This is a genomic window from Allosphingosinicella sp. (genome assembly GCF_036387215.1).
GTDB lineage: Bacteria > Pseudomonadota > Alphaproteobacteria > Sphingomonadales > Sphingomonadaceae > Allosphingosinicella.
Genome location: NZ_DASVUE010000150.1, coordinates 1 through 5,394 on the forward strand (window position 1 = coordinate 1; position 5,394 = coordinate 5,394).

The window sequence follows — 5,394 nt, forward strand, 5'->3', positions numbered from 1 at the left end:
GCCGGGCTCGGCGGCGGCGGCCCGCTCGGCCAGCACGGCGGCACCGGTCCGGCAGGCACTGCAAGCCCCGGCGGCGACGGCCGCGCCTGACGAGGATTTCGGCGTCTCGAGCGGCGCGGACTTGATCCCAGGTCCACGGGAGCTAGGCTTCGAGGACGATGAAGCCCCCTAAGAATGCTCTTAGGAAGCTACGCAGTGGTAGCGGGTTCGCCGTCCTGGCGATCCTCGCTCTGCTTTTGGGTTGCGCGTGGCCTACTCGCGAGCAGGCGACGTTGAAGGCGATCAAAGCCGAGGCGCAGGCCCTAATGATGACCCACACCGGCAGGGCCTATGCGACCATCCCGAAAAGCCGGTGGCCACGCGCCATCGCTGCGCTCCGCCCGGAAACGGTGACCATCTACGAAGATGGCATCAATATATTGATGAAGCCGGAGTTCGACGGCGGTTGAGGATATTTCATTCCCAGAGGCCAGCGGGGATCGCCGGAGCCCGCAGGCCGCTACTCGAGCGTGGGGCAGGGCGTCTACTGGTATCACCCCTATTGATCGGGGGTATGCAAACCAGGTGACCCCCAAAAAGTGATGGGGGCCGGTGTTGCCACCGGCCCCCACTTTCCCGCAGTCGTCCGCCTGGCCCGAAGGCTCGGCTTTCTCCCTTGGGCGGATCAGGATCGTCCGAAGCCTTGCGGCCTCATCCTTTCCCTCTCGGGTTACCCAGCCTTTCGCATCGCTGCTTCAGGCGGGCCCCCAATCCGGTTCCTGCAGCGGCCTTGCGGCCTCATTCGGTTCCAGTCGGGCTTGGGTCCGGCTTGCGCCTTGCTTCCACCCTTTTCGGTCCTGGGTCCGGAACATTGCTGTTCCTTTTCCGGTGTCCGGTTTCCGATCGCCAAACGGGACAGCAGTTCCGCTTGGGTCTCGGTTCGCTTCTCCTTCGCCCGAAGGCTCCGGTTCGGCAGGACGGCTTTCGGAAAGTGGGTTCGGCATCTGCCCTAGAGCAAGTGCCTCGCGCTTCTTCCTTCGGTCGCCCGAGCCGTTTCTCCCGTGGCGTCCATTCTTGCGAACTTCCGCCTCGTCGGTCCCGGCTATGGCCTGGAGCTTTCGTCCGTTTCCGGTCGTCCGCTTTCGGCCACGGACAACAAGTCTCACGCTTTCCGAGTCGCGCAAAGCGGATTCAGCCTGTGGATAAGTTGTATATCGGGGATAAGTAGCGACTGCAGTCCAAAAGCGATATTTGTCAGTCGCTTAGGCTCATTTTGCAGGCCGGAACTTCGGCGCTTGAAGCGATCCGTCCACAGCGGCTCTGCGCCTCGTCATCGGCGTCGGCGCAGAGCCTGTGAGAGCTATTGCTGGTTCACCTTCACGTCGGCGTCGTCGATCGCTTCTTCCTTCGCCTCGCCCGCTTCCTCGACTGCGTCCGCACGATCCTCAAGCGCGTCGGCCTGCGCTTCGCTGGATGTATTGTCAGCGGCCGCCTGGAGGTTCTCGGCCTGCGCCTCGGCGGCGTCGGCGACGTTGTCGCCGAGCGAATCGTCGCCCTGTCCGCCGCATGCGGCGACGCTGAGGGCGGCGGCGCCGAGCGCCGCATTGAGCAATGACTTCATACGCATATTTCTCCTGCTTTGCGGCTGAACGGATCAGGCGCAGGAACTCTAACCCAAGTTAAGCTTTGTGGTTCCGGCCAGAGGAACGTGCGCATGAGGGAAGCCGATTATCTGCGCGAGCAGGCGCGCCAATGCCGCAAGCAGGTCAGCCAGGCAGCGACTCCGATCGAGCGTCGGGCGCTTCGCCAGCTTGCCGAACATTATGAGAGCGAGGCGAAGCAGATCGACCCGCATCCGCAGCCGGCGGTTCATTAGGAGCGGCCGAAGCCGCTCCCGTCAGCGGTCGAACTGGAATGCGGCTTTCTTCAAAGTCTCGCGCGGTTCGCCCGATGGCTTGCGGCACAATTTGGCTTTGTAGTCGCGAACGATCGATTTGGCGGCGCGAAGGCCCTTCTGCAGCCGATCGGTGGCGGCGTCCGCCTCCGCTGCAGCATCCTTATTGTCTTGCACAACGAACCTGATTGCTTGGATTCGGCGCTAATCTTTGCCGATCGTGCTTCCGCGCCCAGCCTGCACTCGGGCGCCGGAACATTAACTCAGGTTATGCGCTTAGGTTCCGACTTTTCCATCTAAAACCGGAGCTTAGTGTGCTTTCATATCCCGTCAGGCTTGCCGGCACGCCGGACGGCAAGGTGCGCGCGACCTTCGTCGACGTTCCCGAGGCGGTCGCCGAAGCGGAGACGGAAGCCGACGCGCTCTTTCAGGCGAAATTCGCGCTTGAGCTCAGCCTCGGCAACTATGTGCTTCACGACCGGCCGATCCCCGCACCGAGCGACGTCGAGGGCGCCCAGACCATCAGCACGGACAAGTTCAGCCTTCCGGCCGCCGAAGCCCCCGCCGAGGCCGCGGCGCCGGGCGGCGGCCGCTACTAAGGCTTCAGCTGCATTCGCCGGTGCGGCGGCCGGTGGTGCGGGCCTTGACGTTCATCTTCACCCCGCCGGGCATCCCCACTTCCATGTCCATGTTCATGTCGTAGGCGACCGGGCTGTATTTGCCGTCCATCTTCATGACCGTCTTGCCCGGCATTCCGGGGATCGAGCAGTTCATGGTGCCGGTCATACGGCCGTCGTCCATCGAGAAATCCTGGTAGGTGCAGTCGCTACCCTTCTGCCCAGCGAGGAAATTGGCGCTCGGCTTTTCCGCCTGTTCGGGCGTCACGCAGCTGCTCTCGGTCCGCTTCTGCCCCACCATGCTGCGCAGCGCCTCAGGCGGAAGACCGGGCGCGGTCGCCGAGACGATCTCGTTGGTCGCCTCCCACTGGCCCGGCCGCATCTTCAGCGACGCCATCTCCTTGGCCACCTCTTCCGCGCTCTGCTCGCCCTTGTTGCCGCCCGAACAGCCGGCAAGCGCGATCAAGGCCGCCGAGGCGAGATATCCGAGCCTCACGCCTTCTTCTCCTTGCCCGCGGGCTCCGCAGTGCACTGGCCGGTGTGCCGGCCCGTGAGCTTGCGGCTGATCTGAACGTCGCCGTCCGTGGTGAGGTAGGTGGTCGTGCTCAGCGTTCCCTCGAGCGACTTCGCCTTGAAGTCGACATCGGCGCGGGTGGCGACGTTTCCGCTGAGGCCGGGGCGGTTGCAGTTGACGGTCGCGCTCAGCCGGCCGTCGGACATGTAGAAGTCGCCGTAGGTGCACTCGTCCTTTTCGCCGCCGAACATTGCCGGCTGCGGCTTGGCGGCGTCCGCCTCCTCGACGCACACCGTCCGCGTCTCCTTGGTGCCTTCGGGCGTATCGATCTTCGGCTTGCCCTGGTCCGCCTTGGCGAACTTCGTCACTTCGGTCGTGAGCTCCCACTGGCCGGCGTCTAGCTTCTGCGCCGCCGCGGTCTCCTCCTGCTTCGGCGCCTCCGATCCGCCCGAACAGGCGGCTGCAAGCAGCAACGGAACCAGTGCGAATGCGCGCATATATCCCTCCCCCGATGATGTGTCCCGAACGGTAGCGCAGGGCATTTTGAATATCCATATAGAGAAGATGGCGATCACGATCAGAACGGGCCTTGAAGAGCCCGAAACCGGCCAGAGCTTCGTCCCGCACCGCCCCCAGCGCCCCGAAAAGGCGGAGGGCGGGAAGCGATTCAAGATCGTTTCCGACTACGAGCCTTCGGGCGATCAGCCGGCCGCGATCGCCGAGCTCACCCAGCAGATGAGGGAGGGCGAGCAGACGCAGGTGCTGCTCGGCGTCACCGGCTCGGGCAAGACCTTCACGATGGCGAAGGTGATCGAGGAGCTGCAGCGCCCGGCGCTCGTGCTCGCGCCCAACAAGATCCTGGCCGCGCAGCTCTACGGCGAGTTCAAGAGCTTCTTCCCCGACAACGCAGTCGAATATTTCGTCAGCTATTACGATTATTATCAGCCCGAGGCCTACGTGCCGCGCACCGACCTCTACATCGAGAAGGAAAGCTCGATAAACGAGGCGATCGACCGCATGCGCCACTCGGCGACGCGGGCGCTTCTGGAGCGGGACGACGTGATTATCGTCGCCTCAGTCTCGTGCCTCTACGGCATCGGCTCGGTCGAAACCTATTCGGCCATGACCTTCAGCCTCAAGAAGGGGGACGTCGCCGATCAGCGCGAGATCATCCGCAAGCTCGTCGCGCTCCAGTACAAGCGGAACGACCAGGCCTTCGCCCGCGGCAACTTCCGCGTCCGCGGCGACAATCTGGAGATCTTTCCGTCCCACTATGAGGACACCGCCTGGCGCATCAATTTCTTCGGCGACGACATCGAGGAAATCGTCGAGTTCGATCCGCTGACTGGCAAGAAGATCGCCAGCCTCGACTACATCAAGGTCTATGCGAACTCGCACTATGTGACGCCCGGGCCGACGCTGAAGCAGGCGATGGAAGCCATCAAGCACGAGCTTTCCGAGCGCCTCAAGGAGCTGGTCGCGGAAGGCAAGCTGCTGGAGGCGCAGCGGCTCGAGCAGCGCACGAACTTCGACCTCGAGATGATCGCCGCCACGGGCTCGTGCGCCGGTATCGAGAATTATTCCCGCTTCCTCACTGGGCGTCTGCCCGGCGAGCCGCCGCCCACCCTGTTCGAATATCTCCCCGAGAACGCGCTGCTCTTCATTGACGAGAGTCACCAGACGGTGCCGCAGATCGGCGCCATGGCGCGCGGCGATCACCGGCGGAAGATCACGCTCGCCGAATACGGTTTCCGGCTGCCGAGCTGCATCGACAACCGGCCGCTCCGCTTCAACGAATGGGACGCGATGCGCCCACAGTCGGTCGCGGTCTCCGCAACACCGGGCGCGTGGGAGATGGAGCAGACCGGCGGCGTCTTCGCCGAGCAGGTCATTCGCCCGACTGGCCTGATCGACCCACCCGTCGAGATCAAGCCGGTCGAGGACCAGGTCGACGACCTCATCCACGAGGCGAAGGAGACGGCGAAGAAGGGCTACCGCACCCTCGTCACCACGCTCACCAAGCGCATGGCGGAGGATCTCACGGAGTTCCTCCACGAAGCGGGCCTCCGCGTCCGCTACATGCATTCGGACGTGGAGACGCTGGAGCGTATCGAGCTAATCCGCGATCTCCGTCTCGGCGTCTACGACGTGCTCGTCGGCATCAACCTGCTGCGCGAAGGCCTAGACATTCCCGAATGCGGCCTGGTGGCGATCCTCGACGCGGACAAGGAGGGCTTCCTCCGCTCCGAAACCTCGCTCATCCAGACGATCGGCCGCGCCGCCCGCAACGTCGAAGGCCGCGTCATCCTCTATGCCGACAGGGTCACCGGCTCGATGGAGCGTGCGCTCAACGAAACCGACCGGCGCCGCCAGAAGCAGCTCGAATATAA

8 protein-coding genes are annotated in these 5,394 nt (G+C 64.0%); 4 read left to right on the top strand and 4 right to left on the bottom strand.

Translation table 11 applies throughout. The features are described from left to right. Window positions 1–272 precede the first annotated feature (272 nt). Window positions 273–449 (top strand): hypothetical protein, encoded by a 177-nt coding sequence (locus VF662_RS06040; RefSeq protein ID WP_464138896.1) that lies wholly within the window; start codon window positions 273–275, stop codon window positions 447–449. An 890-nt stretch (window positions 450–1,339) separates the two neighbouring features. On the opposite strand, the gene VF662_RS06045 is transcribed toward VF662_RS06040, so the two are convergent. Beyond that, window positions 1,340–1,600 carry a hypothetical protein gene (locus tag VF662_RS06045; RefSeq protein ID WP_464138897.1) on the bottom strand — a complete coding sequence of 87 codons (261 nt, stop codon included), beginning with the start codon at window positions 1,598–1,600 and terminating at the stop codon, window positions 1,340–1,342. Between the two features lie 93 nt (window positions 1,601–1,693). Here VF662_RS06045 and VF662_RS06050 point away from each other — a divergent pair, with 93 nt between their 5' ends. Then, entirely contained in the window at window positions 1,694–1,855 is a 162-nt protein-coding gene (locus VF662_RS06050; protein ID WP_464138898.1) for a hypothetical protein, read from the top strand. 21 nt (window positions 1,856–1,876) lie between these two features. Here the strand turns inward: VF662_RS06050 and VF662_RS06055 are convergent, their stop codons facing one another. Beyond that, window positions 1,877–2,050: a hypothetical protein gene (locus tag VF662_RS06055; protein WP_464138899.1), complete on the bottom strand. Its 174-nt coding sequence runs from the start codon at window positions 2,048–2,050 to the stop codon at window positions 1,877–1,879. Window positions 2,051–2,187: 137 nt separating this feature from the next. Here VF662_RS06055 and VF662_RS06060 point away from each other — a divergent pair, with 137 nt between their 5' ends. Then, entirely contained in the window at window positions 2,188–2,472 is a 285-nt protein-coding gene (locus tag VF662_RS06060; RefSeq protein ID WP_464138900.1) for a hypothetical protein, read from the top strand. Window positions 2,473–2,476: 4 nt separating this feature from the next. Here the strand turns inward: VF662_RS06060 and VF662_RS06065 are convergent, their stop codons facing one another. Together VF662_RS06065 and VF662_RS06070 are read right to left on the bottom strand one after the other, a co-directional pair. After that, window positions 2,477–2,986, bottom strand: a complete 510-nt coding sequence (locus VF662_RS06065) for a DUF3617 domain-containing protein (RefSeq protein ID WP_464138901.1) — start codon at window positions 2,984–2,986, stop codon at window positions 2,477–2,479. Continuing rightward, window positions 2,983–3,501 carry a DUF3617 domain-containing protein gene (locus tag VF662_RS06070; protein WP_464138902.1) on the bottom strand — a complete coding sequence of 173 codons (519 nt, stop codon included), beginning with the start codon at window positions 3,499–3,501 and terminating at the stop codon, window positions 2,983–2,985. Before VF662_RS06070 ends, VF662_RS06065 begins: the two co-directional genes overlap by 4 nt. A gap of 67 nt (window positions 3,502–3,568) precedes the next feature. Here VF662_RS06070 and uvrB point away from each other — a divergent pair. Next, window positions 3,569–5,394 (top strand): excinuclease ABC subunit UvrB (gene uvrB, locus VF662_RS06075; protein WP_464138903.1); only part of this gene is annotated, 1,826 nt, incomplete at its 3' end.

Excerpts from the sequence above, each read along its gene's own strand:
- VF662_RS06050 (WP_464138898.1), top strand. The coding sequence starts at position 1,694 with ATGAGGGAAGCCGATTATCTGCGCGAGCAGGCGCGCCAATGCCGCAAG.
- VF662_RS06045 (WP_464138897.1), bottom strand. The coding sequence starts at position 1,600 with ATGAAGTCATTGCTCAATGCGGCGCTCGGCGCCGCCGCCCTCAGCGTC.
- VF662_RS06070 (WP_464138902.1), bottom strand. The coding sequence starts at position 3,501 with ATGCGCGCATTCGCACTGGTTCCGTTGCTGCTTGCAGCCGCCTGTTCG.